The following is a 3,634-nucleotide window of genomic DNA, read 5'->3' as shown; positions in this document are numbered from 1 at the left end:
CGGCAGGACCGCTCGAATCAGCCGGTGCGGCCCGAAGCAGTGGACGGCGAACTGACGCTCGAGCAGGCTCGTCGGCACGTCCTCGACCGGCCCGAACTGGCCGTACCCCGCGTTGTTGACGAGGCAGTCGACGCCGCCGTCCTCGTCGCGGACGCGAGCGACGACGCGCTCGATGGCCTCGGGATCGGTCAGGTCCATCGCCGCGATCTCGGCACCGCGGTCGGACAGCGTCTCGAGGCCGTCCCGATCGCTGTCTCGAGCGGTCGCGTAGACGCGCCAGCCGTCGGCAATCAGCGCGCGAGCCGTTTCGTAGCCGATTCCCGTGGAGCAGCCGGTCACGAGTGCGGTCGAGGGCATGGGACTGGCTACGACGAGGCCGGTAAAGGGAGTCCCGTCAGTCGAGTCCGAGGAGTGTCACGGGGTGTGACGAATCCCGTGGCGAAGCGCGGGCGGACGTGTGGTCAGTCGTCGAACGGGTCGTCATCGTCGCCAAACGGACCAGTATCATCATCGTCGAATGGGCCGTCATCGTCGCCAAACGGTCCGTCACCGTCGTCGAACGGGTCGTCATCGTCCGCCGGGCCCGCATCGTCGGGCGGACCGGCGTCCTCGGGCGGCCCAGCGTCCTCGGGCGGCCCGGTGTCATCTTCGTCGATCGATTCGCCGCCACCGGTATCCGGTTCGTCGTCCTCGAATATCCGATCGAACAGATCGGGGTCGTCGTCGGTGGGCGACGAATCGTCTCCGGTATCGGCGGTCGGATCGCCGGCGTCGGCATCGCCGGGCGGGTCGTCGGCATCGTCTGCGCGGTCCTCGGTGATCGTCTCGGATTCGCGCTCGTTCGAGTGCTCCGCCGTTGTCGCGTTCGACTGGGCGGCCGACGCGTCGTCGTCCGTCTCGAGCGACGAATCGCTCGGGTCGCCGGCCATCATGTCCGGGGCGAATAGCAATGCGAGTGCTCCGAACGCGAGCAGGACGACCACAATCGTGGCGAGCAACGCCGCGCCCGATGGGGTGTCGTCGCGTACGCGTGACATTCACCGATCGATACCGGGCCCATCCGCTTTGTTAATTTCAGCCCACAGCGCCACAGGCACCGGATTCCCGTGCTTCGTGAGAGGGGAAGAACCGCTCGAGCGGGTCGACGCCGGCCGAGAGCGGCTCCGGCTGGTCCGACGCCGACGCGGAAACGGCCGCGGTCAAGCAGTGACCACGATGCCCGCGGTCACGCGTCGACCGCACTGCCCGACGAGGCCGCCGTCCGCGGCCGAACAATGATATAGCCGGCCCACCGAGTGAAAGCCAACGGATCTCTCCGATAATGACGAGCCACTACGATCACGCGCAGGTACAGGAGTTCTGGCAGTACGTCTGGGAGCGTGACGACGTCTACGCGCTCGACGAGGACGCCGACGATCCGACCTACGTCCTCGGCATGTTTCCCTACACGTCGGGGACGCTCCACATGGGTCACATCCGAAACTACGCGATCACGGACGCCTACTCGCGCTATCGTCGAATGTGCGGCGACAACGTGCTCCACCCGATGGGGTGGGATGCGTTCGGCCTCCCCGCGGAGAACGCCGCGTTCGAGCGGAAGACCGATCCCGAGTCCTGGACGCAGGCGTGTATCCGGCGCATGCGCGAGGAACTCGAGACGATGGGCTTCGGTTACGACTGGTCGCGTGAGATCACCACCTGCGAGCCCGACTACTACCGGTGGAACCAGTGGCTGTTCAAGCGGCTCTACGAGGCCGGACTCGTCGAGTACGAGGCGGCGACGGTCAACTGGTGTCCCGACTGCGAGACGGTGCTGGCCGACGCGCAGGTGGTCGAGCGCGAGGACGAACACGGCGGGTCCTCGGATCAGGGGAGCGGCGAAGCCGCGAGCAGCGACGGAGATCGCGTCTGCTGGCGCTGTGAGACGCCCGTCGGGCGGCGGGAACTCGACCAGTGGTTCTTCACGATCACCGACTACGCCGAGGAACTCCACGACGGGCTCGCGGATCTCGAGGGCTGGCCCGACGGCGTCCGCAAGATCCAGCGGAACTGGATCGGTCGGCAGGAAGGGGCGCGGATCTCGTTCGAAGTGCCGGACTACAGCGGCGATGGGAGCGACGGCGATTGCGACAGTGACCGAACCGTCGACGTGTTCAGCACCCGTCCGGAGACGATCTACGGCGCGACCTACCTCGCCGTCTCGCCCGGCCACGAACTGGCGAGGACGCTGGCCGACGGAGACGATGCGGTCGCCGAGTACGTCGAAACCGTTCGCGAGCAGGATCCGGACCAAGTCGGCTTCTCCGGCATCGAGACGGACGCGACCGCAGTGCACCCGCTGACCGGGGCGGAAGTCCCGGTCTACGTCGCCGGCTACGTCCTCGAGGACGTCGGCACCGGTGCCGTGATGGGCGTTCCCGGCCACAACGAGCGCGACCACTCGTTCGCGCTCGCACACGATCTGCCGATCGAGCGCGTGATCGTTCCCGACGACGGGGCGGCGGAGTCCGGCGTCGAAAGCGAAGCCTACACCGGCGAGGGTACGCTCGAGGGAAGCGGCGAGTACGACGATCTCGAGAGCGAGAGCGCCCGCGAGCGACTCGTGGCCGACCACGACGCGCTCGAGGAAGACGTCACCTACCGGCTGCGCGACTGGCTGATCTCCCGGCAGCGCTACTGGGGGACGCCGATTCCGGTCGTCCACTGTGACGACTGCGGGCACGTTCTCGTCTCCGACGGCGACCTCCCCGTCGAACTCCCGGAGTTCGTCCGGACGACGGGCAACCCGCTGGACGCGGCCGAGGCGTGGAACGAGACGACCTGTCCCGACTGCGGCGGCCCCGCGCGCCGCGAGACCGACACGATGGATACCTTCGTCGACTCCTCGTGGTACTTCCTGCGCTTCCTCTCGCCCGACCTCGCGGACGCGCCGTTCGACGCCGACCGCGCGGACGGCTGGATGCCCGTCGACGTCTACGTCGGCGGCGAGGAGCACGCCATCCTTCACCTGCTCTACAGCCGCTTCTTCACGAAGGCACTGGCCGATATCGGCCTCCTCGAGCAACGGGAGCCCATTCGAGAACTCAAGAGCCAGGGGACGGTGCTGTACGACGGCGAGAAGATGTCCAGTTCGAAGGGCAACGTCGTCGCTCCCGAGGAGTACGGCGCGGAGACGACGCGGCTGTTCGTGCTCTCGGCGGCCCACCCCGAACAGGACTTCGAGTGGACCGCCAACAACGTCCGCGGTGCCTACGACCTCCAGCAGACGCTCTACCGGATGGCGACCGCGTTCGTCGAGGCGGGAGACACTCGCATCGAACGACGGGAGCACGACGAGTACGTCGACCGCGAGATCGACCGAACGATCGCCGCGGTTACCGAGGAGTACGATCGGTTCCGGTTCCACCGCGCAGCCACCGAAATTCGGGAACTGGCGCGCCTGCTACGGCGCTACCGCGAGTACGACCGACCACACGACGACGTCTACCAGCGGGGCATGCTGACGCTCGCCGCGGTGATCGCGCCGATGGCCCCGCATCTCGGCGAGGAGTGCTGGAACAAGCTCCGGGGCGACGGACTCGTCGTCGAGGCCGACTGGCCCGAACCCGACGGCGACGCGTCGGCCTACCGGCTC

Annotated in this window: 4 protein-coding genes; 1 reads left to right on the top strand and 3 read right to left on the bottom strand. The window is 67.7% G+C overall.

Going from position 1 to position 3,634, the window contains the following annotated elements; translation table 11 throughout:
- The 3 genes from PGX04_RS24600 to PGX04_RS24590 all read right to left on the bottom strand — a co-directional run.
- Positions 1 to 357 (bottom strand): SDR family NAD(P)-dependent oxidoreductase (locus PGX04_RS24600; RefSeq protein WP_273740911.1); only part of this gene is annotated, 357 nt, incomplete at its 3' end.
- A gap of 104 nt (positions 358 to 461) precedes the next feature.
- Complete coding sequence (locus tag PGX04_RS24595) at positions 462 to 1,037, bottom strand: hypothetical protein (protein WP_273740910.1); 576 nt, start codon at positions 1,035 to 1,037, stop codon at positions 462 to 464.
- Between the two features lie 37 nt (positions 1,038 to 1,074).
- A complete protein-coding gene (locus tag PGX04_RS24590) occupies positions 1,075 to 1,203 on the bottom strand; it encodes a hypothetical protein (RefSeq protein ID WP_273740909.1) in 129 nt (42 codons plus the stop codon).
- 118 nt (positions 1,204 to 1,321) lie between these two features.
- Between PGX04_RS24590 and leuS the strand changes: the two genes are divergently transcribed.
- Positions 1,322 to 3,634, top strand: a 2,313-nt coding sequence (gene leuS, locus PGX04_RS24585) for a leucine--tRNA ligase (protein ID WP_273740908.1), incomplete at its 3' end; no start/stop codon positions are given.

It is taken from the genome of Natrinema soli (genome assembly GCF_028618695.1).
Note: the sequence above shows the minus strand (reverse complement) of the source record. Positions and strands in the feature narration are given on the sequence as shown.